Below are 25,613 nucleotides of genomic sequence, written 5' to 3'. Positions count from 1 at the left end.
GGCAGGTAAAGGGTATGGGTTGTCTTTCGGTAAACTTTATCCGGTTAAAGGTTTTGATAACCCCCGCCTTATCAGAAAAACCCTTGTTAATCAATAATTTACGATGAGTTACTATGAGTTGAGGTTGGCGAAAATGCAGTGTCAGTCTGCAAGATTTCAGGGCATTCGACGAAATGCTCAACCCTGCAAAATTGCAGGGTTGGGCGGGAGAATATTGTGCTGGCAGAAGTAAGCCGTTTTTCGAAATGCAGAGCATGTCTGCAAAATTGCAGTACGTACGATGAAAAGCCAAAACATGCAAAATTGCAGAAAATCGCCCAAGAGGCGGCTTGTTTAGGCGATCTTTCTAGCAAGATTTAAGCTAGATCACTTAGTAATAAGTTTTATTAGGCTAAATAACTCTTCCTAAATTGAAGCATTGTTGTTTGGCACAGATTTTCAATCTCATTAAAAGAACTTCTTAGCTTAGCCCGGTGTGCTGCGTATTTTGGTTGTTTAAATATCACTATAGACCCTGGATCACCTGGCAACGTTTGAGAAAGCAAACTGATGGACAGCTTTTATGAAATTATTAGTAACCGGCGGGGCGGGCTTTATCGGCTCTGCAGTTATTCGCCACATAATTCAAAACACCAATGATAGTGTGATTAACGTCGACAAGCTGACTTACGCAGGCAATCTCGAATCGCTGGATCACATTAGTGATAGTGATCGTTATGCCTTCGAGCAGGTAGATATCAATAATCGTAATGAACTTAATCGCGTATTTCATGAGCATCAGCCGAGTGCGGTGATGCATCTTGCGGCAGAGAGTCATGTTGACCGCTCTATCGACGGCCCGGCAGATTTTATTGAGACCAATATATTCGGGACCTACATTCTGCTGGAAGCCACTCGCCAATACTGGCAAGGACTAGATAATGAAAAGCAGCAAGCATTTCGCTTTCACCATATTAGTACCGATGAAGTCTACGGCGATTTGCCGCATCCCGCTGAAAATGCCAATGCGGAAGAGTATCTATTTAAAGAAACGACTCCTTACGCACCCAGTAGTCCCTACAGTGCGAGCAAGGCCAGTTCTGATCACTTAGTGCGCGCATGGCGACGTACCTACGGCTTGCCAACATTGGTCACCAATTGCAGCAACAACTACGGCCCCTACCACTTCCCGGAAAAACTCATCCCGCTGATAATCCTTAATGCACTGGAAGGCAAGCCGCTGCCTGTATACGGAAAAGGTGATCAGATCCGCGATTGGCTGTATGTCGAAGATCACGCCCGTGCACTTTATAAAGTTGTCACCGAAGGGCGCGTGGGGGAGACATACAACATTGGTGGGCATAACGAAAAACAGAACATTGATGTAGTGCGCACCCTGTGCGACATCCTTCAGGAATTGCGACCACAGGAAGCCCATTACCGCGACCTGATCACCTACGTAAAAGACCGTCCTGGTCACGACATGCGCTACGCCATCGATGCCAGCAAAATACAGGAAGAGCTGGGCTGGGCCCCACAAGAAACCTTCGAAACCGGCATTTGTAAAACTGTACAGTGGTATCTGGGTAATCTTGATTGGTGCCAGCGAGTGCAAGACGGAAGCTACCAACGAGAGCGCTTAGGTGGTGGTGAGTGAGTATTTTACTCTTAGGCAAAACAGGGCAAGTCGGTTTCGAACTTCACCGCACGCTTTCTTCACTGGGTAATGTCATGGCCCCAGGCAGAGATAAGCTGGATCTATTGAGTGAAGAAGCTGTAGCCAACTGCCTGACGACTACAAAGCCAAGTTTGATTGTAAATGCCGCTGCGTGGACGGCCGTAGACGCCGCCGAGGAGCATCGGACTGAAGCCGAGCGTCTGAACGCTGGTTTGCCCAAACAACTAGCCAATTACGTAGCAGCCAAGAGCGCTCGTTTGGTGCATTACAGCAGTGACTATGTATACCCGGGAGGTGGCGGTCATACTTGGCAAGAAAATAGCCCTACTGGCCCGTTAAACATTTATGGTGGAACCAAGCTGCGAGGTGATCAAGACATTGCGAAAAGCGGCGCAAATTATTTGATTTTCCGCACCAGTTGGGTTTACAGCGCGCGCGGTAATAATTTTATGAAAACTATGCTGCGCTTAGCTAAAAACAAAACTGAACTCAGTATTGTGTGCGATCAGATCGGCGCTCCAACACCGGCAAGGTTGATCGCACAGGTAACCACCCTGGCCCTCCACAGCCAACTTGACAAAGGCCTCTACCACCTGGCTCCCAAGGGCGAAACTAGTTGGCATGGCTTTGCTCAAGAAATTTTCCGGCAAGCGCAAGAGTATGGTGAGCAGCTAACGATGGGCTCCGAGGATGCCAAACCTATCCCCACTAGCTGCTATCCCACGCCCGCAACTAGGCCTCTGAATTCGCGGATGGACACAACCAAACTGGAAAACGCTCTAAACATCCAGTTCCAAGATTGGAGAGCTGAATTGTCACTTACATTGAACGAATATCTGGAGAAGTAAATGAAAGGGATCATCCTGGCCGGCGGCTCCGGCACCCGTCTCTACCCAATTACCCGAGGCATCTCCAAGCAACTCCTCCCGGTGTACGACAAACCGATGATCTATTATCCGCTCTCAGTACTCATGCTGGCGGGCATCCGGGACATCCTCGTAATCACCACTCCCGAAGACCAGGATGGCTTCCAGCGTCTACTCAATGACGGTAGCCAGTGGGGCATCAACCTTAGCTACGCCGCACAACCCAGCCCGGACGGCCTTGCCCAAGCCTTCATCATCGGCGAAGAGTTCATAGGCGACGACAGAGTATGCCTGGTGCTGGGCGACAACATCTACTACGGCCAGGGCCTGAGCAACATGCTGCAAACTGCTGCCAGGCGAGATAAGGGAGCCACTGTATTTGGCTACCAGGTCACCGATCCGGAGCGTTTCGGTGTAGTAGAGTTTGACGACAAGCAACGCGCCATCTCCATCGAAGAAAAGCCGGCCAGCCCGAAATCTGATTACGCCGTAACAGGCCTGTATTTCTACGACAACGACGTAGTCAACATCGCCAAGCAGGTAAAACCGTCAGAGCGTGGCGAACTGGAAATTACCAGTATCAATCAGGCCTACATGGAACGAGGGGATTTAAACGTAGAGCTGCTGGGGCGTGGCTTCGCCTGGCTGGACACTGGCACTTTCGACTCGCTCCATGAAGCCAGTGGCTTTATCGAAACCCTGGAAAAGCGTCAGGGCCTTAAAATCGCCTGCCTCGAAGAAGTGGCCTACCGCATGGGCTTCATCGGCAAAGAGGAACTATTGGCGGAGGCAGAAAACCTCAAAAAGAACAGCTACGGCGCCTACCTGAAAAAACTGGTCAAAACAGCCAAGTAAGCCAACTCTATGAAAATCACCGAAACGAAGATACCCGCCGTAAAACTCATCGAACCCAAAGTGTTCGGAGATGAACGCGGCTTCTTCATGGAAACCTGGAACGAAAAAGCCTTCCGCGAAGCCGGCATAAACGCCACCTTCGTGCAAGATAATCATAGCCGCTCGGCAAAATACACCCTGCGCGGCCTTCATTACCAGATCAAACAGCCCCAGGGCAAACTGGTGCGCGTAACTCGAGGCGAAGTCTTCGATGTAGCTGTAGACCTGCGCACCAACTCTCCCACTTTCGGCCAGTGGGTAGGGGAATATCTCTCGGAGGAGAACAAGCGGATGCTATGGGTACCACCGAGCTTTGCCCATGGTTTTCTCGTTACGAGTGACACGGCGGATTTTCAGTACAAGTGCACAGACTTTTACGCACCGGAGTATGAGTGTGCCATTCACTGGGCAGACGATCAGCTAGCGATAGATTGGCCGCTGGATAGCAGCGGAGAGCTGCTTGTATCTCAGAAAGACAAGCAGGCCGGTTCCTTTTCTCAGGCTAAAAAGTATGAACAGAAAGGTGCAAGCGTATGAGCCTGGTGAAATGGATCGACTTCCAGAGCCTTGGTGACGAGCGTGGCAGCCTGGTGGCCGTCGAAATCGGCATGGAAAAAGCCGTCCCGTTTGACATCAAGCGCGTATATTACATCTATCACACAGAGCAGGGCGTAAGCCGTGGTTACCACGCTCACAAAAATTTAAAACAAGTTGCCATCTGCGTAACCGGAAAATGCCGCTTGGTGTTGGATGATGGCACAAACCGGGAAGAAGTCTGGCTGGATTGCCCCACCAAAGGCATGGTGATCGAAGACATGGTTTGGCGGGAAATGCACGACTTCAGCAAAAACTGCGTGCTTTTGGTGCTGGCGAGCGAACACTACGACGAATCCGACTACATTCGGGATTACGACGACTTCCTAAGGCAAGCGATCCAATGAGCTTTATCCATCCACTTGCAGACGTGGCAGATTGTACCATAGGCGAGGGCACAAAGGTCTGGCAATTCGTGGTCATCCTTAAAGGCGCAAAAATTGGTCAGCACTGTAACATTTGCGCTCAAACTTTGATTGAAGGCGATGTCATTGTCGGGGACAGGGTAACCGTAAAGTCAGGTGTACAATTTTGGGACGGTACCCGCATAGAAGACGATGTGTTTATTGGCCCGAATGTAACGCTGACAAATGACCCGTATCCCCGCTCTAAGGAATATCCGGAGCAATTCTCCGGCATAATCATCAAGCGCTATGCAAGTATCGGTGCAAACGCTACTCTACTGCCAGGAATCACGATTGGCGAATCATCTATGATTGGGGCGGGCGCTGTGGTTACAAAGAGCGTACCTGCAGGTGCCATTGTAGCGGGTAATCCTGCAAAAATATTGCGTTACATTGAAACCCATTCAAGTGATGCAACGGTTCAAAGTATGCAGATTACTGCACACGAAACGACACGACATGACGCGGCTGATTGAGTATGTTTCATACTGCGAGTTTAGTGGCATGAACAAGCTCGAAAGCAAAACACTCAGATTGAGACTATTAGAAGAAAACGATGCGGATTTCTTCATGAGCCTACGCTTCGGTGAGTGTTACAACGCTTGCCTATCCGCCGTTGCACCAGATGTGGAAGCGCATAAGCAGTGGAGCAAAAAAAATGCGACGATTAAGCTGGAAATCAGAACTACTTCATCATTGAGCACATTGATGGCACACCTTGCGGAACCGTTCGAGTGTATGACCTGTGGAAAGTTTCCTTCTGCCGGGGAAGCTTGATTCTGAACCAAATAAAAACAGGGTATGCCGCTCTTGTAAGCGCCTTATGGTTTTTGAGTTCGGTTTTTAACTCCTGGGCTTTGTAAAATCACATTTTGATGAGATGAAAGACAAAAAGGCGTGATCAAGTTCCACCACCGAATCGGCGCTGTGCAAATTGCACGAAGATGAACAACAACTCTATTTCGAGATATCCGAAGCTGACGTCGAAAATGCCAAGCAGAAATTAGCAGATAAAATCAAATGACAGTTCCATTCCTAGATCTAAAAGCAATCAACGCCCAATACCGAGATGAACTCGTTGCTGCCGCTACCCACGTCATAGATTCTGGCTGGTACATCCAAGGCGCTGAAGTAAAAGCCTTCGAAGAAGAGTTCGCCGAATATTGCGGCAGTAAATACTGCATAGGCGTAGCCAACGGCTTGGACGCGCTTACTCTGACTCTCAGAGCCTGGAAAGAAATGGGCAAGCTGAAAGAGGGTGATGAAGTAATCGTGCCAGCTAACACTTACATCGCAAGCATCCTGGCTATCACCGAAAATAGGTTAAAACCTGTTTTGGTAGAGCCAGACGAGGCGACCTTTAATTTGTGTCCCGACAAAACTGCTGCTGCCATAAACTCAAACACCAAGGCTATCATTACAGTTCATCTCTACGGCCAGTTATCTGCAATGCCAGAGTTGATGCAATTGGCAGACAAGCACGAACTGTTAGTGCTTGAAGACGCTGCACAAGCACACGGAGCCAGCATAAATGACCGCAAAGCAGGAAGCTGCGGCCATGCTGCGGCTTTCAGCTTTTACCCAGGCAAAAACCTTGGTGCATTGGGAGATGCAGGTGCCGTAACCACTGATGACGAAGGTTTGGCCAATATAATTCGGGTGCTGGGTTGCTACGGCAGCCAAAAAAAGTACGAAAATCTGTACCAGGGGGTAAATAGTCGGCTTGATGAGATTCAAGCCGCGATGCTAAGAGTAAAGCTGCGCTACCTTGATGCAGAGATCCAGAGACGTCAAGAAGTAGCGGACTATTATCTTGATAATATCCAAAACTCTTTAATTAAGCTGCCCGTAATAAATAAACGTGAGAGTCACGTTTGGCATCTTTTTGTTGTGCGTTCAAATAAGAGAGATGCTTTACAAAGCTATTTAGCCGAATGCGGTGTGGAAACGCTGATCCACTATCCTATTCCACCTCATCACCAAGAAGCTTTCAAAAAATGTGCTAGCAAGGCATTATGTTTAACAGAAGCAATTCATCAGTCTGTATTGAGCCTGCCGATGGGACCATATCTCACGATAGATCAAATGAAACAGGTGATTACTGCAGTTAATAATTTCCAATGAGCATTTATAATTCGTCAAATTCACGTGGTTTAGTTCGAGCTATGCTGGTGATTGGCTCTTCTCAGGTAGTAAATATTTTTCTTGCAATTATTAGACTTAAGGTAGTGGCAGTTTTATTGGGCCCTGCTGGTGTCGGCTTGCTTGGAATGTATAATAATCTGCAGCAGATGTTGGGAAATGCGGCTGGTCTTGGGATGGGATCCAGCGGGGTTAGGCAGATTGCAGTCGTTCGCAGTGATGCAGAAACACTAAGCCGGGTTAGTCGTGTGCTTCTTGTTGCTCACTTTTTACAAGGTACGCTGGCGATGGTCGCATTGTGGGCTATACGTAGTCCTTTGGCGGTTTGGCTTACTGGTGATTCAACTCTTGCAACTGAAGTTGGTCTGGTAGGAATTTCAATCTTTTTAATGTTGCTGGCAACAGCCTATACAACTATTTTGCAGGGCCTTAGAAAAATTGGTGATTTGGCACGAGTTACAATCATTGGCTCGTTAGCGGCGACCTTGGTCGGCTTGATAGCAGTATGGTGCCTAGGTAGGTCTGGTTTAATATTGTTCTTAATTGTACAACCGTTAGCAAACTTGTGTGCGGCAGTATTCTTTATTTGTAAGTTACCACAACTAAATTATGGACGATCATTGCAGCTTGCAGAAATATGGGAAACATGGAAACCGATGGCTCGTCTTGGCGCTGCTTTCATGGTGGGGGGACTCGCAACAACGGGAACTTTGTTATTAGTACGTGCAACTATAACTCGTGAATTAGGCCTGGATGCAGCCGGTTATTTTGCTGCTGCATGGGGCATCACAATGACCTATGTGGGATTTTTGTTGGGTGCCATGGGAGCCGATTATTATCCTAGATTGGCTGAAGTGATCCAGGATCGGAGTTTGGCCAACCAATTAATGAATGATCAGGCACAGTTGGGATTGGCGATAGGCGGACCGGTGTTATTGATCATGATCGGTTGGGCTCCATGGCTTATCGACGCACTTTATGCTAGTGATTTTGGGCCAGCAACTTCGCTACTTCAATGGCAGACAGTTGGAAATGTGTTTAAGTTAGCAAGCTGGGCACTGAGTTTTTCGATTGTTGCTGCAGCCCAAGCAAAGACTTTTTTTTTCATGGAGCTAAGTTTCAATGTGGTTTTTCTGTCGATAATCTGGTTTTTATTACCTACGTTTGGCCTTGAAATTACCGGGGTTTCTTTTTTATTAGGATATATGTTTTATTTTTTAACGGTCTATCTTCTTGTGAGAAAAAAAAGAGGATTTCGTTGGCAGTTACTCTCACTGAAATTATTTGGTTTTCATGTTTTTTTTGCAGTTTTGCTGCTTGCTTTAGCGTTAAATATTCCAACTACTAGTCTTATAATTTCTCCTATAATAGCAGTTCTAGCTGGAATTATTGGATTACGAATTGTTCTGAAGAAAACCGGTCCAGAGGGGCGTGTAGCAGATTACGGTTATAAGATTTTTTCGAAGTTGGGCTGGCCGATCAGAGGGCAGAGTGAATGAAAGAGGAAAAAATACAGTTGCCATTAGCGACTTTTGTCCTATTAGCCTATAACCAAGAGAAGTACATCCGAGAGGCAATTGAGGGTGCATTTGCTCAGACCTACAAGCCGCTTGAAATTATTTTGTCTGATGACTGCTCGACAGATAGTACGTTCTTGATTATGCAGGAAATGGCAGAGAGCTATGGTGGTACAGCAAAGATATTGCTGCGGCAAAATTATAAAAATGAGGGTGTCGCGTCACACTTCAGTAGTGTGGTAGAAATTGCTGATGGAGATTATATAGTGGCGGCAGCAGGAGATGATGTTTCTTTGGCAACTCGGTGCTCGGATTCTTTAAAGTTATTAATCCAAGATAGATCTTTAAACTTTGTTGATGTATCGGCATATGAAATAGACGCAGATGGAAATGAGATTGATATTAAAACTACATTTGAAAAGGGTGACATCGATTTAGAACAATTTATTAAGAGGTCTCCAATCGGACTAAGCGGCGCTGCGCGGACATACCGTAAAGAGGCACTCCGGTTTTTCCCACCATTGAATTTTTCTTGCCCAACTGAGGATACTACTTCTGTTCTGCGATGCCTCATGCTTGGTAAAGGCTGCTTGATAGAAGATAGGCTATTATTACGTAGGCATCACGATCGGAATTTATCAGGCGAAGCATCTATGAAAACTATAAACTTAGACGCTATAGAAAGACAATACAAGAGTGATATTAACTTTTTAGCCCAAGTAGGAAAGATTAATGAAACTAAAAGAAAAGGCTTATTAACATGGGCTATAAAAAATATTCATTGGCGTAAGTTTTCACAAGATATAAGCAATAGTAGTATAAGTTTGAGAAAAATAATAGCTATTATATTTTTAGAAGAAGATTTCAGTATAAGTGAAAAAGTGTCGATATCGAAATTATATCTAAAATTTAAGCTAATTCGCTTGTATAAAATTATCCGTTGATTTTGAATAAATTTGCAGGCATGAGGCATGAGGCATGAGGCATGAGGCATGAGGCATGAGGCATGAGGCATGAGGCATGAGGCATGAGAGGCTTTACTTTTGCGCTATAGCTACGAGAGGTGAGGATGAGTATAGGTTTCACATAGCGCTTGTTGCTTGGAACTTAAATGTCGTTTTCCATGGCTTTTTAATATGTGTCGATTTTTAAATCTTTAATAAATTATCAATATTAACTTATATATAGTATATGCAAGGACAAAATAGTGAACAATCTTGATCGCTTTAAAAATAAAATTATTGTTTCAAAGACAAGTCGACTATGTTCAGATGCGGTTGCTAATTTTTTTTTGAAAGAGTATATTTCACTAGTTTACTTTTCAGAGATCAAAAACGTCGGAGATCTAGTAAGTCCGTATTTAGTTGAGAAAATTACGGGAAAAATGGTTCGTCGTGCACAAACATCAATTTTCCCAAGACTTCTGGGTGTGGGTAGCATATTAGGCTCTGGTAGTTTTAATTCTTACATATGGGGAAGCGGCTCAATCGATGGACAATTTCCCAAAAATGAGCTAGATCCTAAAAAAATATTTGCTGTTCGAGGAAAGCGTTCGCTTGATCTTTTAAAATCAAAATACGAATTATCGGCAAGACTGCCATTAGGAGACCCAGCTCTCCTAATGCCAAAATTTTTTAAGCCCAAGCCTAATGTTAAGTTTACCCTTGGAATAATCCCTCATTATGTAGACTTTGATAAAGCGAAAAGTCTACTTGAAGGGTGCGAAAGTGATTACACGATTATCGATGTAAGACAAGATCCTGAGACGTTTATTTCAAAAATTAGCGAATGTGAATTTATAATTTCGTCTTCATTGCACGGACTAATTCTTGCTGACTCTTATCAGATACCTAATAAATGGGTTCAATTTTCTGATTTAATAGTTGGAGGTACATGGAAGTTCCATGATTATTATTCTGTAACAGATAATTATTCACCTAGTGCTCTTCAAATTTGCCAAGTAGAAGATATTATTAATACGGTAAAAAATCCAAATAAAGTCTTTCAAGTCTCGGGATTTAAGTATTCTTTGGATAATCTACATGACTCTTTCCCAGTTAATGTTTTTTATTAATATGAGGCTATATGTTCACTAAACATTATACATACGTAACAGGCACAGTCCGTGAGGGCGGTAGTTCTAGAGCATTAGCTTTTTTAAATATTACAGCGAAATTAGGAGTAAAGCAGATAATATTTGCAAATAGATCACGCCTGGGTAGACTTTTTGAGGGTTTTAAGCTTTTTATAAGCCTCCTTTTTTTGAAAAATGAAGTTATCCTTATTCACTATTCTGTATTTCCAAGCATATTTTCACAGCATGTGGTAAGCAATGCTCTGTTTTCATATTTTATCAAAATTCTTCTTAGGTTTTGCGGGTTAAGGAATGTAGTTTATATAGAGGTTAATGATCTGCCTTACGAACAGGCTTTGGATTTAGAGCTCCCGAAAAACAAAATGAATGTATTTGATCGTAATATATTTACCCAGAAAGATTTGTACTTTATTTTCGCCTCCGTTGAAATGGCGCGTTATGCAGAAATTAAATATTCAATTAAAAAATCAAAAGTAAGCTATCTTATTAATGGGGCGAATATGCCACTTGAGAATGAGGTTTCTACATGGTTTTCTCACGATGGATTTGGTTTAGCATTTGTATACGCTGGTACTCTGAATAGAGGGAGGCAGATTGAAGATATGATACGTGAATTTATCGGTACTAATCATTCTTTGATTTTGTTAGGAGTTGGTGGCAGTTGGATCAAGTCTGAATATAATCAGAATGAAAATATTTTTTACCTTGGCTCATATCCGGAAAAAAAGGCACAAAATATAGTTAGACAATGCGATGTTGGACTAATTCCATATGATGAAAATAGGTTTTATTACAATATATGCTATCCAACCAAAGCTTCATTTTATGCCGCGTCGGGTCTTCCTATTTTGTCAACTCCATTGAAAGAGCTAAAAAATCATTTCACAGAAGAAACAGCTTTTTTTGCTCCTCTATCTGAGTGGGGTAGCCTATTGTCTGATCCCAATTTACCTATTAAAGCAAAGGTAATGGCTTCTACAGTGCTTGATAAGACCAGTCAAAATTTCTATTGGGATAATCTATGGGATATATGGTTGGATGAGAATATGAGTGTTTCTGACTAATAGGCTAATTTAACTAGTGCTATGATTTTGATTGAGTAATAAATGTAAGTCCTGGGCTCTAGCGTTCATTATTTACGCCTTTTGTCACTCTATTTTCTTACGTAGAGTAAACATCATTCATTTGTTTCAGCTGTTTGTTGCATAGCATTTAGTATTCGTGACATCGATATTGATGTACGAAACAAAAGAATCTAGATAAGGATAATTCGTGAAGTTTGCTAGCCGGCATCAAGCAAGTACGGTTTTGTACTTGGAAGGGATTTATGTGATTTCTAATCGTCTAGATTTAAAGAATCAGTCCGGTTAATGCACGGAACTTGTAGATATTTGCTTGGGTTCAGCATTACTTACTATTTAAAACTGGCTATTCTACGTTTTATGTGGTGATGGCTTGATTGAGAAAGTACCACATACACTACCAAGAAAATAATCTTGGATATGTCGATGGTCGCGTTTTAGTATTTTTTCGCATAATCTGAGTTCCTTAAAAAGTCTGTTCATATTTTCTAACCAGCATTTGTTAGCCCATCATCCTGCGCGTGAGTACCCGCTGTGTATGTCGTTTAGGATTACTTGGGCTTTTACCATTGGCTTGAAAACCGTATTATCAATAATCATTTCTCGCACCACTAGCCGGTGGTCCGGAATACTCTAAAGGGAATCTTCTGTCGACGGTACGTTTTGGATGGATCCAGCGCAGCCTCTATTGCTTCAGGGTCTGGTCGCTAATCTGAACCTCAGTGCCGTGATCTGTTGCATCGTCAAGTTGCTGTTGTTGGTGTTCTTCCGCACTGACCAGCCAAAGCATCGCCTTGGAACTTCTATCGTTAGCGAATCTTGTCTAGTGCGATGGTGAAGGTCTGAACGACGTGGAACTATTCAACTGTCACCTCGGCTTTAGGCTGCCATTCTGCGTCGTTAACGAAGAACTTGGACATGCCAAAGACTATTTCGGCTACGTGATTTAGGTTGTTACTATGCTCAGCTACTATGTTCGTCAGCGATATTTAAAACTCTGTATTGAAAACTACGGTGATCGAAAATGGTTAATGTAAAGCTATTATCTTTTAACAAGAAAAAAAACTCTCCACGCCGCTTGTTTTTTTTAACGTTAACTTTGCTGTTTATTTTCATATTTTCATATTTTACTGCTTTTCGCTTGTTGGGCATAGATAGAGATTACTTTCAGTATAAACAGTTTTTTGATTCTCTTTCTCTAGATTATGACGGTCGTTTTGAGCTAGGGTTTGTTTGGCTTTCTTTATTGATTAAAAATTTTGGATGGCCTTTTTGTGTACTGCTTTTCACTACGGCGTATATTTCTTTATCAGCTAAATTTTATTTAATTGCCAAATTGCCAAATAAGTTTTTTTGGATTGGTGTTTATTTTTTAATTTTATTACCTTTGCACGAAATGACGCAATTACGTGTAGCCATAGCTTTAGGTTTTGGTTACCTAGCAATTTATTTTTCTATTAATGAGAGTCTTTCGGTTCGAGTTACGGTTTTAGCAGTGTTGTCAGTCTTGTTCCACTGGACACTTCTTGTATTTGTTCCTTTTGTTGTTTTTTCAAGGTTTTTAAAAAGAAGAAGAGTTTCTCTACTTATATTGATTGCTTTTGGCCCTGTGGTTTTTATTTATTTTTCTTTTTCGTTCCTTAGTTACTTAAATCCCCAAGTGCCCGCTATTGTTAATGCTGCAAGTGAAATGCAAGCGAACCCATTTTCAGCTAGAAATATTATTTTTTTATCTATTGTTGCTATTGGTCTAGCTAATATAAACAGGATTCAGTCGGATCAACTGCCTTGGTTTTACCTTTCGTTTTTTGGTATTTTTTTCTGGTATGGTATGATGTATATTCCTGTTTTTGCACATCGTGTTTTTGAGTTAACAATTTTTTCATATTTTTTGTGGATTCCAAGTTTACCTAAATTCAGTAGACTGTTAGCAATGATTTTGATATCTTTAATTGCCATTTATTTATTTGTAAGTGTGATCTATCTTGAACCCATTTTTAGGCATGATTTATGATTTCTATAGTGGTTGTTAACTGGAACTCCGGTTCGCAGCTAAAAAGCTGTGTTGAATCTATTAAGAATTTTAACAGTGGTCTGGTGGATAAGACAATAGTTGTTGATAACGGTTCTATAGATGGATCAGAAAAATTTGTCGACGAGGAGAAAAACGTTGTCCTAATACGTACAGGAGATAATCTTGGCTTCGGAAAGGCATGCAATATTGGCGCAGAGAACTCAAACAGCGACTATTTACTTTTTCTAAATCCTGATGCGGCACTGTTTGATGGTACGCTTACCAAGGTAACAGACTTTATGCAGAAGTCGTCCAATCAAAGTGTTGGTATATGTGGTGTACAGTTACTTGACGAAAACGGTAAGATTTCACGCAGTTGTTCGCGGTTTCCTGCCGTTTCTAGGTTTCTAGCGCATGCAGTTGGGCTGGATATTTTTATACCACGTTTAGGTCATTCTATGGCTGAGTGGGATCATTCATTTGACCGCCCTGTTGATCAGGTCATTGGTGCTTTCTTTTTCGTTCGTCGCGGCCTTTTCGAGACACTTCAGGGTTTCGATGAACGTTTTTTTGTGTACTTCGAGGAGGTTGATTTTTCATACCGTGCATATTGTGCAGGCTGGCGAAGCTTCTATTTGGCTGATGCTTCTGCTTCTCATGCAGGAGGTGGAACTTCTAATCAAGTGAAGGCTAAGCGGCTTTTTTATTCTTTGCGCAGTCGTTTACTGTATGGTTTTAAGCATTTTTCCTTCCCCTCTTCTTTAGTTTTATTAGCCATAACCACATTGCTCGAGCCCTTGACTCGCTCTGCATCTTCTCTAGCTAAACTTTCTTTTACAGGGTTTAAAGAGTCTATCACGGGCTCTTTGATGCTATGGTCATGGTTACCAAGATGGTTTTTTAAGGGAAAGACACGTTAAGTGTGATGATTTTTATGAAAATTCTCCTGCTTTCTAAATACTCAAGGAAAGGCGCCAGCACTCGGTTACGCTTACTGCAGTACCTCCCTCTTTTGGAGATCAAAGGATTTGAGTTTACTGTCAGTAGCCTTTTCGACGATCAATATCTTGATATGCTGTATCAAAAAGGTAAGCGGTCGAGATTCCGTATTATAATGCTTTATTTGCGTAGGTTATTTGTGGTTTTTCGTGCCTTTAGATACGATGTCATTTGGATTGAAAAAGAAATATTCCCTTATATGCCTGCACTTGCTGAACGTGTTTTTCATGCTCTGGGTAAGCACTATGTGGTTGATTATGACGACGCTATATTCCATAATTATGATCTGTCTAGTAACCCTTTTCTTCGTTTGGCTTTAGGGCGGAAAATTGATGTTGTAATGCGCTGCGCAAGTTCCGTCGTAGTTGGTAATGATTATCTAGCTAGTCGAGCAAAAAGCGCAGGCGCCACACGCGTAGAGCTAGTCCCAACAGTAGTTGATGCTACACGCTATAGTTCTATTGAGTCTTCAGTGGCATCTAGCCCTGTGATTGGTTGGATTGGTTCACCCTCAACACAGAGATATGTAGTGTCAATAGCACATGCATTATCTTCGATGTGCCAAAAGTATAATGCACGATTGCTTCTGGTTGGTGCTTCAGTCGATATAACTAGTGAATTTCCTGGAGTTGATGTCGAAGTTGCGCCTTGGAGTGAGGCATCCGAAGCAGAGCTGATTGCAGCTATGGATATTGGTATCATGCCATTACCTGATGGTCCCTGGGAAAAGGGAAAGTGCGGTTATAAATTAATTCAATACATGGCGTGTGGCATTCCTGTTATAGCCTCGCCAGTGGGGGTGAATGTCGATATTGTTGGTAATAATCAGTGTGGGTTGTTGGTTGCGAATGAAGCGGAGTGGGAAATTGCTTTGGACAGCTTGCTTGAATTACCGGCGCAGAGACTGAAACTGGGCAGCGCCGGGCGGCAAGCCGTTGACGATCAGTATTCATTAGCCATTCAGGCACCTGTTCTTGCCAGCATCTTGACACAGTCTCTGATTGGGCCGGGGGGGTAAGTAATGTGCGGCATTGTAGGTTTTTGGCATCGCGATTCGGTGGCACTTGATTCTGTTATCACGAGGATGTGTGAACGCATTGACCACCGTGGCCCAGATGATACAGGCTATTGGATAGATCAATCGAGTGGATTAGCACTGGGTCATACCCGTCTCTCCATACTCGACCTTTCCTCTGCTGGTCATCAGCCTATGCTTTCCGCTTGTGACCGTTACACTCTGGTTTACAATGGAGAAATTTACAATCATCTGACACTGCGCGCCCAATTACAGGTAGAAGAGTCTGACCACACCTGGCGAGGCCATTCTGATACTGAAACTCTATTGGCTTGTATTGCTGCATGGGGTATTGAACAGACCTTGAAAGCCGCAGTAGGTATGTTTTCTATTGCTCTGTGGGATAAGCAGGAGCAAGTGTTGACATTGGCCCGCGACCGCATGGGTGAAAAACCACTGTATTGGGGGTGGTGTGATGATGTATTACTGTTTGGATCTGAGCTGAAAGCGCTGAAGGCTCACCCGGCTTTCAAGTCGGAAATCGACCGTAATGCACTGACTTTATTTTTGCGTCATTGTTATATTCCAGCGCCTTATAGCATTTATAAGGGCATCCAGAAATTATTGCCGGGACACTTTATTCGTATTCCCTTAAGTGGACATTCGACAGCTTCTAAAGCCCTCGAAGCTGTTCCCTATTGGAGGTTGAATGATGCTGTAGAGTGTGGATTGTCAAACCCGTTTACAGGTAGCCCTGAGTCAGCTGTTGATGAACTCGAGTCACAGCTGACTGCAAGTATTGGTGATCAAATGTTATCGGATGTTCCCCTTGGGGCGTTTCTCAGTGGGGGAGTGGACAGCAGTACTATTGTGGCGCTAATGCAGGCTCAAAGTAAGCGTCCTGTCCGTACCTTTACCATCGGTTTTGATAAAGGGGGATACAATGAGGCTGTTCACGCTAAAGCTGTTGCAAAGCATTTAGGTACTGACCATTCTGAATTATATGTGAGCTCTGACGATGCTTTAGCTGTTATCCCGAAACTTTCCTCTATGTATTGTGAACCCTTCGGAGACAGTTCGCAGATACCGACTTATCTGGTCAGCCAGATGGCCAAGCAGCATGTTACGGTGTCTTTGAGTGGAGATGGAGGGGATGAGCTGTTCGGTGGCTACAACCGCTATATGGCAGCTTATAAAGTCTGGTACCCGGTTCAACATTTGCCGCTGTTTGCTCGTCGGGCTGTAGCCGGTTTATTGCGATCCTTACCCTCTACTACTTGGGACAGACTGTTTGATTGGGCAAGTCCAGTACTCCCTAAAAGTTTACAATTATCCATTCCGGGTGAGAAAGCACGAAAATTGGCAGATGTACTGGCTCTTTCGAACGGTCATGATTTTTATCGCCAACTTACCAGTCACTGGACGGATCCATCCAGTGTGGTTATAGGTTCGACGGAGCCAAATACTTTGATTACCAATTCGGACTCCTGGCCGGTAACTGATTGCCTGGAACATGCAATGATGGCGATGGATGCTCAAACCTACATGGCAGAAGACATCCTTACCAAGGTCGACAGGGCGGCCATGGCGTCCAGTCTTGAAACCCGTGTGCCGATGCTGGATCATCGTTTGGTAGAAATGGCTTGGCGAATGCCTATAGATTTTAAAATTCGTGATGGACAGGGCAAATGGTTACTAAGACAGGTTCTTTATCGACATGTGCCGAAAGAGCTAATTGAACGTCCTAAAATGGGCTTTGGGGTTCCTCTGGATAGCTGGTTGAGGGGCCCGCTGAAAGACTGGGCAGAAGAGCTTCTGAACGAAAGGCGTTTGCAAATGGAAGGTTTCTTTCACCCGGAACCGATTAGAAAAATGTGGGCTGAACACCTCAGCGGTAAACACAACTGGCAATATCATTTGTGGAATGTGTTGATGTTTCAGGCTTGGCTTGAAGAGCAATAGCCTTTTGTATGGTGCGCAGCGCCTTTTAGGCGCATTAGTAGTGGCTGGTTGGATGACTTGGGGCGAGAGTCTCTCACGGACCGCTTATATCGTGAACCGTTAGCTGAAGAGCAAGGGTGTCCGTCGCAAGGCGGAGTCTGAAGGTCGCTATAGGCAAACTCCTAGCCCGACAAACAGGAACCGCATACGAGGTAGCTACATCTGGGCGAGAGGACCATGAAAGTTGAACTCCAATAGCTATCTAGAAGATTAGAAGTAGATGCGGCGGGTAGGTGAGAGGAAGATCGCGAGTCTTTACCCTGGGAGGCCTGTTGCCTGCCTGCTACTGGCTAACACCACTGTTAAGGTATTAGTAAGAGCGAACAGGAGTCAGCAGTGGCCTTAGTAGTCTCTGACTAAGAGCTGAAGGGCTGAAATGAACATGTCACGAGTAGGTAGTTGTCCGCTCTCTGATGTGTACGAAAAGAAGCCTTTCCAGAGTGCTCTCTATAACTGTATGGTGTGCCGGAAGCCAATGACCGTCCAAGCTCTCAAACGAGACACAGGCGAGCGAAATCAGCGGAACGAAACTTAGCCATGAGGACAGGAATCGCCGTGAAACTGATCCTTTTGCCCGGTGGTTTGGGAGGGCACTGGTGGTGAACCCGCCCACCACCCGGTCCATAATGTGTTATCTATATATTTTGCTTTCCTAAAATTTAATTTGTGAAACTTGACGTGAAGCCATCGCGGGTGGAGTGAGAAAAATTGTGATTAGATTTGAAAATGTGCTAAAAGATTTGTATAACTCTCCTAGAACCTGGCTAATTACTGGATCTGCTGGCTTTATAGGTTCAAATTTACTTGAGTACCTGTTGCGTTTGGACCAAATTGTCATCGGTATTGATAACTTTGCCACAGGTTCCGAACGCAATCTAGAAGAGGTTCAGTCACTGGTAACATCAGATCAATGGTCTCGATTCTCTTTCATCACAGGGGATATTCGCAATCTCGAAGATTGCCAAAAAGCCTGCAAGGGCGTTGATTACGTATTACACCAGGCAGCGCTTGGTTCCGTACCTCGTTCCTTGAATGATCCTATTACAACTAATGCATCCAATATCTCAGGCTTTCTAAATATGCTAGTTGCCGCGCGGGACGCCAATGTTAAAAGTTTCACCTATGCTGCCTCTAGTTCAACTTATGGTGACCATCCCGCTTTACCCAAGGTTGAAGAGAATATTGGCAAGCCGCTTTCACCTTACGCGGTGACCAAGTACGTGAATGAGCTATACGCTGATGTGTTTGCAAATAGCTATGGTTTTAGGACCATTGGGGTGCGTTATTTCAATGTATTCGGGAAAAGACAGGATCCCGAGGGAGCTTACGCGGCGGTGATACCGAAATGGATAGCTGCAATGTTTCGAGATGAAGATGTGTTCATCAATGGCGATGGTCACACCAGTCGTGATTTTTGTTTCATTGAAAACGCCATTCAGGCCAATCTACTTGCTGCTGTGGCCGATGACTCTGCAAAAAATGAGGTTTATAATGTTGCCGTTGGTGACAGAACTTCACTCAATACATTGTTTGAGATCTTAAAGAGTACGTTGGCAGAAAATGGTGTGATTTATAAAAAAGAGCCGGTGTATCAGAATTTTCGACCTGGCGATGTACAGCATTCCCAGGCAGATATCAGCAAGGCCGCCACCAAACTAGGTTACGAGCCGGAGTTTCGTATTTGCGAAGGTATAGCAAAAGCTATGCCCTGGTATCTTAAGAATTGATTCAAACGATTTAATTATTCTTGTCTTTGGATAAATTTTCTATGAAAAAGATTGCAGTAATAGGCTTGGGCTATGTCGGCCTACCGCTGGCAGTCGCTTTTGGTGAGAAGCGCGAAGTTATCGGCTTTGATATCAAAACCAAACGTATAGCTGAACTGAAGCAGGGCGTTGATATCACACGCGAAGTTTCCATCCAGGAACTCGCCGCCGCCGGAAAGTTGTCGTTTACCGCTTCCCTGGATGATGTGGCAGATTGTTCTGTATATATTTTGACAGTTCCCACCCCGATTGATGAGTTCAAAACTCCAGATCTGATTCCGCTGATGAAAGCCAGTGAGAGTGTAGGTAAGTTGCTTAAAGCTGGCGATATTGTTGTGTATGAATCCACCGTTTATCCTGGAGCGACGGAAGAAGTGTGTGTGCCAGTGCTGGAGAAAATGTCTGGACTTACCTTCAACGAAGATTTTTATGTAGGCTATAGCCCGGAACGTATTAACCCTGGAGATAAAAATCACCGAATAACCACTATCAAAAAAGTCACTTCTGGATCTACACCTGCTATTGCTGAGGAAGTTGATGAACTGTATGCGAATGTGATTACTGCCGGTACTCATAAAGCCAGTTCTATTAAAGTAGCCGAAGCGGCGAAGGTGATCGAAAACACTCAGCGTGACCTTAATATTGCCTTAATTAACGAACTGGCCATGATTTTCTCCCGTCTAGGTATCGACACACACGAAGTGCTGGCAGCAGCCGGTACCAAGTGGAATTTTCTGCCATTCAAGCCCGGCTTGGTGGGCGGCCATTGTATTGGCGTAGACCCCTACTACCTCACCCACAAGGCGCAAGCCATTGGCTACCACCCGGAAATCATCCTCGCTGGTCGTCGCGTGAACGATGGTATGGGGGCTTATGTGGCGTCTGAACTGGTAAAAGCTATGATTAAAGCTGGGCAGACTGTTGCCTATGCCAAGGTTCTGGTGATGGGCTTCACTTTCAAGGAAAATTGTCCTGACTTGCGCAATACTCGCGTGATTGATGTGGTGAGAGAACTGCGAGAGTTTGGTTGCAATGTACATGTTACTGACTGCTGGGCCGACAACAATGAGGCAGAGGAAGAATACGGTATTAGCTTAGTTAGTGAGCCGGCTTCTAGTGAATACGATGCGCTTATTTTCGCGGTTCCACACAAAGAATATACATCAATGAGTGTGGATGATTGGCGGAGGTATTTGAAGAAAAGTGGGGTGCTTTATGATTTGAAGGGCGTGTTGCCTTTGGGTGATGCGGATTTGCGGCTTTGAAAAAATTTCTTCTTGTTTCCAGCTTCCCCGACTCCCTGATTAAATTTCGCGGAGCATTGCTCAAAGCACTTTTGGCCAAAGGGCTAGAAGTACATGTGGCAGTCCCGAATATATCTAGCTCGCTAGCTATTTTTGCTCAATTGCAAAAAATGGACATAAAGGTCCATGAAATAGGTTTGCGCCGTACCGGAACTAATCCATTAGCAGACTTGAGTACAGTGGTAGAATTGCATTGGTTGATGCGGCGAATAAATCCTGATTACGTACTAGGTTACACGATCAAACCGGTAATTTACGGATCAATTGCGGCGTGGCTGGCTGGCGTGCCAAATCGTTTTGCGCTGGTTACAGGGTTAGGCTATGCCTTCACTGGCGAGGCCTCAGGCAAGCGTGGCGTGTTACGAAATCTCGTACAACGGTTGTACCGGTTCGGCCTTTCTAAAACCCATAAGGTGTTTTTCCAGAATCCTGATGACGAAGCGCTTTTTCGACAATTTGATTTGCTATCTACGAATATTCCGTCATGTGTGGTGAGTGGCTCTGGTATAGATGTGGCTGATTATTCGTTGGCTACGGTGCCTGCAAAGCCGTCTTTTCTTTTGATTGCTCGTCTGTTGGGTGATAAAGGTATCAGGGAATACGCGCATGCATCTTCGCAAGTGAAGCGACAGTACCCTGAGGCCAAATTCCGATTGGTTGGCTGGATTGATGAGAATCCGGACTCCATCAGTCAGTATGAGTTGGAGGATTGGGTGAATTCCGGCACGCTTGAATTTTTAGGAAAGCTCGCCGATGTTCGCCCTGCGATTGCAGATTCTAGCGTGTATGTATTGCCTTCCTATCGTGAAGGTACCCCGCGCACAGTGCTAGAGGCAATGGCGATGGGGAGGCCTATTATCACGACTGACGCGCCCGGTTGCCGGGAGACAGTTATTGAGGGTGATAATGGTTTTTTGGTACCAATTAAATCTGTGGTTGAACTTGCTGGTGCAATGAGTCGTTTTATTGAGCAACCTGATTTGGCTTTGCTAATGGGAGCAAAATCACGTGCAATGGCGGAAGAAAAATACGATGTTCACAAAGTGAATGAGTTTATGTTGGTAGAAATGGGGATTCTGTGATTAAACGTTTTTTTGATTCATCGTTGGCACTGGTTGCGTTAATAGGTTTTTTTCCAGTGCTTCTTCTATTGGTTTTCTTAATCCGTTATAAACTTGGCTCCCCGATCTTCTTCCGCCAAACTCGTCCCGGTAAAAATGGCAAACCTTTTCAGATGGTTAAGTTCCGTACCATGTTGGATACCACCGATAAACAAGGCAGCCCATTACCCGATGATCAGCGTATGTCAACGTTCGGTAGTTTTTTGCGCTCTACGAGTTTGGATGAGTTGCCAGAGTTGTGGAATGTGCTCAGGGGTGATATGAGTTTGGTGGGCCCGAGGCCCTTGTTGATGGAATATTTGCCACTGTATTCAAAAGACCAGTATCGCCGCCATGAGGTGCGGCCTGGTGTTACAGGGTGGGCTCAAGTGAATGGACGCAATGCGATCTCCTGGGATGAAAAGTTTAAGCTGGATGTTTGGTATGTAGATAACCGCTCGTTTTGGCTGGATATGAAGATACTGTTTCTAACGGTGAAAAAGGTACTTGCTCGTGATGGGGTAAACGGTGAAGGTGAGGTAACTATGTCTAAATTTACCGGGAATAAAGATTAATGAATCTCGCGGTTCTTGGTGCTAGAGGGCATGGCAAAGTGGTGGCGGATGCCGCTGAGTTGTTGGGTTGGGATAGTGTTATTTTTTTCGATGATGCCTGGCCTACTCTGAAAACCAATGGCCCCTGGGTTGTTGATGGCGATACCAGTACCTTGTTGAATCGGGTAGCCGATTTTGACGGCCTGGTGGTTGCAATTGGCAACAATCATATTCGTGCAGAAAAACAGAATCGCCTTAGTGATGCCGGGGGTAAGCTGGTAACTATTGTCCATCCAACTGCCGTCATTAGCCCTTATGCATCCATTGGCGATGGGGTTGTGGTTTTTGGAAATGCTGTCGTTAATGCCTGTGCGGTTATCGGTTCTGGTGCCATTGTTAATACCGGCGCGGTTGTCGAACATGACTGTACCGTTGGCGAATTCGCTCATGTGAGCCCGAACGCTGCTCTGGCCGGAGGCGTCAACCTTGGTCGTGAAGCGTGGGTAGGTGCCTGCGCTTCCGTTCGGCAGTTGTTAATGGTTGGCGCCGGAGCCATTGTAGGGATGGGGGCGGTGGTTACTCAGGATGTACCACCAGGTTTGACGGTGATTGGTAGCCCAGCGAAAATGCTTTCACGCTAAATCTTGAGCGCGTTTCAAGCTGCTCAATGTGTGCAGCAAATCCTGACAGGAATTGTGTAATCCATGTTAAATAGCCCGTTTTCCCCATGGCCTTCGTTTACCGATAAAGAAGCCCATGCGGTGTCAAAAGTTTTGCTTTCCAATAAGGTGAATTACTGGACTGGACAAGAAGGTCGCGAGTTCGAGAAAGAATTCGCAGCTTTCGCCCAGACTGAACACGCCATTGCGGTAGCTAATGGCACAAATGCTTTGGACCTTGCCATTAGGGGGCTGGGTATTGGCCCGGGAGATGAAGTGGTTGTTACTTCCCGCACCTTTCTGGCGTCTGTGTCTTCCATCGTAACGTCAGGAGCCGTTCCGGTGTTTGCTGATGTAGAGCGAGATAACCAGAATATCTCTGCAGACACGGTTATGGCAGTGTTGACCGATAAGACCCGAGCTATTGTTTGCGTACACCTTGCGGGTTGGCCCTGTGAGATGGATGACATAATGGCGCTTGCCAGCGAGAAGAACCTCTACGTGATTGAGGACTGTGCCCAGGCACATGGCGCTTCCTACAAGAGCCGCTCTGTGGGTTCTATTGGGCATGTAGGCTGTTGGTCTTTCTGCCAGGATAAGATCATGTCGACCGGCGGTGAAGGCGGCATGGTGACCACCAATGATCGTGAGCTTTGGTCGCGTATGTGGTCTTACAAGGATCATGGTAAGAGCTGGGAGGCAGTCTATGAGCGCGAGCATCCGCCGGGCTTCCGTTGGCTGCATGAAAGCTTTGGTACCAACTTCCGGATGACCGAAATGCAGTCTACCATTGGCCGTATTCAGCTAGGCCGTATGCCGGAGTGGTCTGCCGTACGTCAGCGCAATACTACTGCTATTTGGGATTGTGCTCGGGCGCTACCGGGCCTTCGAGTGCCCGAAGTTCCGAGTCATGTCAGCCATGCAGCCTATAAGTGTTATGTATTTGTTGTACCGGAACATTTGGCTGATGGCTGGAACCGTGACCGCATTCAGAATGAATTGGTGGCGGCTGGCGTCCCATGTTTTTCAGGTTCTTGTTCTGAGGTGTATCTGGAAACAGCTTTTGATGGTACTGGTTGGCGGCCTGAACAATCTTTACCGGTGGCCCGGGAATTGGGAGAAACGAGTTTGATGTTCCTCTGCCATCCTACCCTCACAGAGGCTGAGTTACACAAAACGTGCATTGTACTTAAAGATGTGATGGTTAAGGCTGCCAAATAGAATGGATGCAAGTAAGGTTCAATGAGTACGGGTTCAAATTGCTATTGTCGGTATAGGTTACGTAGGCCTTTCTAACGCTATGCTATTGGCCAAGCACATTGAAGTGGTTGCTCTGGATATCGAGCCGGAAATAGTTGCGTTGCTGAAAGCCAAGCCTCGCCTATTGAAGGTATCGAAGTCAGCAAGTATTTGACCTCTTGTGAGCTGAGCTTACCCAAAGATACCAAACAGCTGTTGGCTAATTACGATGAAGTACCCCACAACATGATCCAGGCAATAGTCGATGCCAATCGTACTCGTAAGGATTTTGTCGCCTAGCAAATCATCAAGTACCAACCCAAGATCGTGGGTTTCTATCGCCTGATTATGAAAACAGGCTCTGACAACTTCCGTGCCAGGGCCATGCTAGGGGTGATGAAGCGCATCAAAATGAAGGGCATTGAAGTGTTGTGGTGTTTGAGCCCGCTTTAGAAGACGACACCTTTTTCGGTTCTCGCGTGCTTGATGCTTTCAAGGCCGAGGCCGACGTCGTGCTGACCAACCGCATGGCTCCGTATCTCGATGACATTGTAGAAAAAGTCTGCACGCGAGATCTATTCGGCAGCGATTGAGCACCCGCACGAAACAAAAGACAGATATGCCCATCAGCTCACATAAAAAGCCATGCCAATAACATTGGCATGGCCTTTTTTTTATCCCTCTCCCTGTATCTCGCCCGTAGACTATTCGTCCAGCGAAAAGAAATCGTTGGCATTATCTTCGAACGCATCCGCAATACGAATGTACTGCTCAAACGTTCGCTGATCGCGATGCCCTGATACTCGCTTAATCTGAACGTCACTCCGGCCCCGCAAATGCGCCTCGGTAATAAATCCGGCCCGAAAGCTATGCGGGCTATAGCCTTTTGCCGTCAATCCCGCCGTTTGTAGGGCTTTTTGCATACGCAAATGGACGACCTGAGCCGACAAGCGACCAGCCCCTATACGGCCTGCAAGACTCACTGCACGAAATACTGCCCCGCGCTTTATCCCACTGGCTTGCAACCACAATTCCAGAATCCGCACCGGACAGTAGGGCGTACTTGTTGATGCCCGCACAATGCTTTTAGTTTCCACTCGGCCCGACTTATTGGTTTTACTGTGGTGCACCGTCACGATGATGCCTTCTGGGCGCCACTCGATATCATCAACGGTGATCGCCACCACTTCACTTCGTCGACACGCCCCATAAAACGCCAGCGCAAACATCGCCGCATCGCGAAGTCCGTAGAGCGTCTCCAAGTCCAGGCTATCCAGCAGCGTATGCAACTCCTTTAGCCGCAACGCAGGTGCAGAGGCTTGGCGCATGTCGCGGCTGCGCTTAATCCCCCGTATCACACTGCGGACCGCCATTGTCTTCACCGGCGAGGGCAGGTCGTGATAGCGATGCCACATGTGTAATGAATTGGCATAGCGCTCGATAGTCGCAGGCGCTTTACCCAACGAATTTTGTGCTGACAGGTAGTTCGCGATCTCCGTGTCGGTAGCTGGCAGACAACCACCGGCTTTCTGGTACACCTTCAAGTCGGCGCGCATAGCCCGCACTGTGTTTGGTGATACGCTCTCAGACAGCAATCGCCTGGCATCCCGAGTTAGTTCGTCCGTATCAACCTTAAGCTCTCCACGTGTTTTCGAATTATGCGATGACGTGGCCGATAACGGCGATAGACGTGCACGTTTCTGCATAATAA

General features: G+C 45.2%; 24 protein-coding genes and 1 pseudogene. 24 read left to right on the top strand and 1 reads right to left on the bottom strand.

Annotated elements, in window-relative coordinates; genetic code table 11:
- Positions 1-562: 562 nt before the first annotated feature.
- The 24 genes and pseudogenes from rfbB to BLR97_RS17375 form a co-directional block, all read left to right on the top strand.
- The gene (gene rfbB / locus BLR97_RS17490) at positions 563-1,636 is read left to right on the top strand and encodes a dTDP-glucose 4,6-dehydratase (RefSeq protein ID WP_089707888.1); all 1,074 of its coding nucleotides are present in this window, start codon (positions 563-565) and stop codon (positions 1,634-1,636) included.
- Positions 1,633-2,505, top strand: a complete 873-nt coding sequence (rfbD, locus tag BLR97_RS17485; RefSeq protein WP_089707885.1) for a dTDP-4-dehydrorhamnose reductase — start codon at positions 1,633-1,635, stop codon at positions 2,503-2,505. Before rfbB ends, rfbD begins: the two co-directional genes overlap by 4 nt.
- A complete protein-coding gene (rfbA, locus tag BLR97_RS17480) occupies positions 2,506-3,378 on the top strand; it encodes a glucose-1-phosphate thymidylyltransferase RfbA (protein WP_089707883.1) in 873 nt (290 codons plus the stop codon).
- A gap of 9 nt (positions 3,379-3,387) precedes the next feature.
- Positions 3,388-3,954 (top strand): dTDP-4-dehydrorhamnose 3,5-epimerase, encoded by a 567-nt coding sequence (gene rfbC, locus BLR97_RS17475; protein WP_089707882.1) that lies wholly within the window; start codon positions 3,388-3,390, stop codon positions 3,952-3,954.
- The gene (locus tag BLR97_RS17470) at positions 3,951-4,358 is read left to right on the top strand and encodes a sugar 3,4-ketoisomerase (protein WP_089707880.1); all 408 of its coding nucleotides are present in this window, start codon (positions 3,951-3,953) and stop codon (positions 4,356-4,358) included. Before rfbC ends, BLR97_RS17470 begins: the two co-directional genes overlap by 4 nt.
- The gene (locus BLR97_RS17465; RefSeq protein WP_089707878.1) at positions 4,355-4,891 is read left to right on the top strand and encodes an acyltransferase; all 537 of its coding nucleotides are present in this window, start codon (positions 4,355-4,357) and stop codon (positions 4,889-4,891) included. The genes BLR97_RS17470 and BLR97_RS17465 overlap by 4 nt, the downstream gene beginning before the upstream one ends.
- Entirely contained in the window at positions 4,875-5,192 is a 318-nt protein-coding gene (locus BLR97_RS17460; RefSeq protein ID WP_089707877.1) for a hypothetical protein, read from the top strand. Before BLR97_RS17465 ends, BLR97_RS17460 begins: the two co-directional genes overlap by 17 nt.
- Positions 5,193-5,435: 243 nt before the next feature.
- The gene (locus BLR97_RS17455; protein ID WP_089707875.1) at positions 5,436-6,539 is read left to right on the top strand and encodes a DegT/DnrJ/EryC1/StrS family aminotransferase; all 1,104 of its coding nucleotides are present in this window, start codon (positions 5,436-5,438) and stop codon (positions 6,537-6,539) included.
- Positions 6,536-8,056, top strand: coding sequence for an O-antigen translocase (locus BLR97_RS17450; RefSeq protein WP_089707873.1), 1,521 nt, complete (start codon positions 6,536-6,538; stop codon positions 8,054-8,056). The genes BLR97_RS17455 and BLR97_RS17450 overlap by 4 nt, the downstream gene beginning before the upstream one ends.
- Positions 8,053-9,018, top strand: a complete 966-nt coding sequence (locus tag BLR97_RS17445; protein WP_089707871.1) for a glycosyltransferase — start codon at positions 8,053-8,055, stop codon at positions 9,016-9,018. Before BLR97_RS17450 ends, BLR97_RS17445 begins: the two co-directional genes overlap by 4 nt.
- Positions 9,019-9,281: 263 nt before the next feature.
- Entirely contained in the window at positions 9,282-10,148 is an 867-nt protein-coding gene (locus BLR97_RS17440) for a polysaccharide pyruvyl transferase family protein (protein WP_089707869.1), read from the top strand.
- A gap of 11 nt (positions 10,149-10,159) precedes the next feature.
- The gene (locus BLR97_RS17435; protein WP_089707866.1) at positions 10,160-11,233 is read left to right on the top strand and encodes a glycosyltransferase family protein; all 1,074 of its coding nucleotides are present in this window, start codon (positions 10,160-10,162) and stop codon (positions 11,231-11,233) included.
- 1,042 nt (positions 11,234-12,275) lie between these two features.
- Positions 12,276-13,265 (top strand): EpsG family protein, encoded by a 990-nt coding sequence (locus BLR97_RS17430; RefSeq protein ID WP_089707864.1) that lies wholly within the window; start codon positions 12,276-12,278, stop codon positions 13,263-13,265.
- Positions 13,262-14,185, top strand: a complete 924-nt coding sequence (locus BLR97_RS17425) for a glycosyltransferase family 2 protein (RefSeq protein ID WP_170833053.1) — start codon at positions 13,262-13,264, stop codon at positions 14,183-14,185. The genes BLR97_RS17430 and BLR97_RS17425 overlap by 4 nt, the downstream gene beginning before the upstream one ends.
- 14 nt (positions 14,186-14,199) lie before the next feature.
- A complete protein-coding gene (locus tag BLR97_RS17420) occupies positions 14,200-15,282 on the top strand; it encodes a glycosyltransferase family 4 protein (RefSeq protein ID WP_089707906.1) in 1,083 nt (360 codons plus the stop codon).
- A 3-nt stretch (positions 15,283-15,285) separates the two neighbouring features.
- Positions 15,286-17,241: an asparagine synthase (glutamine-hydrolyzing) gene (gene asnB / locus BLR97_RS17415; RefSeq protein WP_089707862.1), complete on the top strand. Its 1,956-nt coding sequence runs from the start codon at positions 15,286-15,288 to the stop codon at positions 17,239-17,241.
- 749 nt (positions 17,242-17,990) lie between these two features.
- The gene (locus BLR97_RS17410; RefSeq protein ID WP_089707860.1) at positions 17,991-19,007 is read left to right on the top strand and encodes an NAD-dependent epimerase/dehydratase family protein; all 1,017 of its coding nucleotides are present in this window, start codon (positions 17,991-17,993) and stop codon (positions 19,005-19,007) included.
- A gap of 41 nt (positions 19,008-19,048) precedes the next feature.
- Positions 19,049-20,311, top strand: a complete 1,263-nt coding sequence (gene tviB, locus BLR97_RS17405) for a Vi polysaccharide biosynthesis UDP-N-acetylglucosamine C-6 dehydrogenase TviB (RefSeq protein WP_089707859.1) — start codon at positions 19,049-19,051, stop codon at positions 20,309-20,311.
- Entirely contained in the window at positions 20,308-21,432 is a 1,125-nt protein-coding gene (locus BLR97_RS17400; RefSeq protein ID WP_089707857.1) for a glycosyltransferase family 4 protein, read from the top strand. Before tviB ends, BLR97_RS17400 begins: the two co-directional genes overlap by 4 nt.
- Positions 21,429-22,025 (top strand): sugar transferase, encoded by a 597-nt coding sequence (locus BLR97_RS17395; protein ID WP_089707855.1) that lies wholly within the window; start codon positions 21,429-21,431, stop codon positions 22,023-22,025. Before BLR97_RS17400 ends, BLR97_RS17395 begins: the two co-directional genes overlap by 4 nt.
- Positions 22,025-22,645: an acetyltransferase gene (locus BLR97_RS17390; protein ID WP_089707853.1), complete on the top strand. Its 621-nt coding sequence runs from the start codon at positions 22,025-22,027 to the stop codon at positions 22,643-22,645. Before BLR97_RS17395 ends, BLR97_RS17390 begins: the two co-directional genes overlap by 1 nt.
- Before the next feature lie 63 nt (positions 22,646-22,708).
- Positions 22,709-23,884, top strand: coding sequence for a DegT/DnrJ/EryC1/StrS family aminotransferase (locus BLR97_RS17385; protein WP_089707851.1), 1,176 nt, complete (start codon positions 22,709-22,711; stop codon positions 23,882-23,884).
- A gap of 37 nt (positions 23,885-23,921) precedes the next feature.
- Positions 23,922-24,077, top strand: coding sequence for a hypothetical protein (locus BLR97_RS20215; protein WP_139172982.1), 156 nt, complete (start codon positions 23,922-23,924; stop codon positions 24,075-24,077).
- 17 nt (positions 24,078-24,094) lie between these two features.
- Positions 24,095-24,495, top strand: a pseudogene (locus BLR97_RS17375) (UDP-glucose 6-dehydrogenase); the annotation flags it as partial.
- A 111-nt stretch (positions 24,496-24,606) separates the two neighbouring features.
- Here BLR97_RS17375 and BLR97_RS17370 read toward each other — a convergent pair.
- Positions 24,607-25,608, bottom strand: a complete 1,002-nt coding sequence (locus BLR97_RS17370) for a site-specific integrase (RefSeq protein ID WP_244511373.1) — start codon at positions 25,606-25,608, stop codon at positions 24,607-24,609.
- Positions 25,609-25,613: the final 5 nt, after the last annotated feature.

Source organism: Vreelandella arcis (assembly GCF_900103865.1).
Taxonomy (GTDB): Bacteria; Pseudomonadota; Gammaproteobacteria; order Pseudomonadales; family Halomonadaceae; genus Vreelandella; species Vreelandella arcis.
The sequence above is the reverse complement of the archived record's forward strand: the minus strand, read 5'-3'. Positions and strand labels throughout refer to the sequence as shown.

Coding starts and splice junctions, on each gene's coding strand:
- rfbB (WP_089707888.1), top strand. CDS start 563: ATGAAATTATTAGTAACCGGCGGGGCGGGCTTTATCGGCTCTGCAGTT.
- rfbA (WP_089707883.1), top strand. CDS start 2,506: ATGAAAGGGATCATCCTGGCCGGCGGCTCCGGCACCCGTCTCTACCCA.
- rfbC (WP_089707882.1), top strand. CDS start 3,388: ATGAAAATCACCGAAACGAAGATACCCGCCGTAAAACTCATCGAACCC.
- BLR97_RS17470 (WP_089707880.1), top strand. CDS start 3,951: ATGAGCCTGGTGAAATGGATCGACTTCCAGAGCCTTGGTGACGAGCGT.
- BLR97_RS17465 (WP_089707878.1), top strand. CDS start 4,355: ATGAGCTTTATCCATCCACTTGCAGACGTGGCAGATTGTACCATAGGC.
- BLR97_RS17460 (WP_089707877.1), top strand. CDS start 4,875: ATGACGCGGCTGATTGAGTATGTTTCATACTGCGAGTTTAGTGGCATG.
- BLR97_RS17455 (WP_089707875.1), top strand. CDS start 5,436: ATGACAGTTCCATTCCTAGATCTAAAAGCAATCAACGCCCAATACCGA.
- BLR97_RS17450 (WP_089707873.1), top strand. CDS start 6,536: ATGAGCATTTATAATTCGTCAAATTCACGTGGTTTAGTTCGAGCTATG.
- BLR97_RS17445 (WP_089707871.1), top strand. CDS start 8,053: ATGAAAGAGGAAAAAATACAGTTGCCATTAGCGACTTTTGTCCTATTA.
- BLR97_RS17435 (WP_089707866.1), top strand. CDS start 10,160: ATGTTCACTAAACATTATACATACGTAACAGGCACAGTCCGTGAGGGC.
- BLR97_RS17430 (WP_089707864.1), top strand. CDS start 12,276: ATGGTTAATGTAAAGCTATTATCTTTTAACAAGAAAAAAAACTCTCCA.
- BLR97_RS17425 (WP_170833053.1), top strand. CDS start 13,262: ATGATTTCTATAGTGGTTGTTAACTGGAACTCCGGTTCGCAGCTAAAA.
- BLR97_RS17420 (WP_089707906.1), top strand. CDS start 14,200: ATGAAAATTCTCCTGCTTTCTAAATACTCAAGGAAAGGCGCCAGCACT.
- asnB (WP_089707862.1), top strand. CDS start 15,286: ATGTGCGGCATTGTAGGTTTTTGGCATCGCGATTCGGTGGCACTTGAT.
- tviB (WP_089707859.1), top strand. CDS start 19,049: ATGAAAAAGATTGCAGTAATAGGCTTGGGCTATGTCGGCCTACCGCTG.
- BLR97_RS17390 (WP_089707853.1), top strand. CDS start 22,025: ATGAATCTCGCGGTTCTTGGTGCTAGAGGGCATGGCAAAGTGGTGGCG.
- BLR97_RS17385 (WP_089707851.1), top strand. CDS start 22,709: ATGTTAAATAGCCCGTTTTCCCCATGGCCTTCGTTTACCGATAAAGAA.
- BLR97_RS17370 (WP_244511373.1), bottom strand. CDS start 25,608: ATGCAGAAACGTGCACGTCTATCGCCGTTATCGGCCACGTCATCGCAT.